Below are 585 nucleotides of genomic sequence, written 5' to 3' on the forward strand. Positions count from 1 at the left end.
CCCGCCCTCTATCAGGCGAATGTCTGTTCACCGCAACAGTGATAAGGTCAGAACTTGACCTCTCCCCACAACCAGGCCTTGTCCGTATCCACGCCACGACCATCGGCGGCATAGCTGGCGAACTTGGCACCCACCGTGTAGTGCTTGTTGATCGGGTAGACAGCCAGCAGCCCCAGCTCGGAGCCATAGCTCAGGCTATTGATGTCACTGCTGTAGTCATGATAAACGGCCAGCCACTTGACCCCCTTTGCTGAGGCACCCGCCGATACGTATAGATCCTGCAGGCCATCGTCCGGGGTGACCAGGAACTGGTCGGCCCAACCGTTCATCGCGTGAAGCGTCGCCAGAGGCGTCTGGAATGACCGGCCGTCGTCCGACTCCAGAGTCTCCATACCCACCTTAAAGGTCAGGCCGTAGACTGCGAGCCCCACTTCCGCCAGCCAATAAGCGGCCTCAAAGCTTTGCGGGTTGTCTGCATAGTCTTTCTGGATTGCGTACTCCAGGGTGTACAGGACCCTGGCGTCTTCCGATACATCGGTGCCACCTGCGAACCGCAAACCAAAATTCTGGGTTGAGTTGACGTCT

1 pseudogene is annotated in these 585 nt (G+C 58.1%); it reads right to left on the reverse strand.

Features of this window, described 5'->3' with window-relative positions:
- Positions 1–47: 47 nt before the first annotated feature.
- Positions 48–585, reverse strand: a pseudogene (locus B2W52_RS20320) (alginate export family protein); the annotation flags it as partial.

The organism is Marinobacter sp. UBA2498 (genome assembly GCF_002341575.1).
GTDB classification, from domain to species: Bacteria; Pseudomonadota; Gammaproteobacteria; order Pseudomonadales; family Oleiphilaceae; genus Marinobacter; species Marinobacter manganoxydans.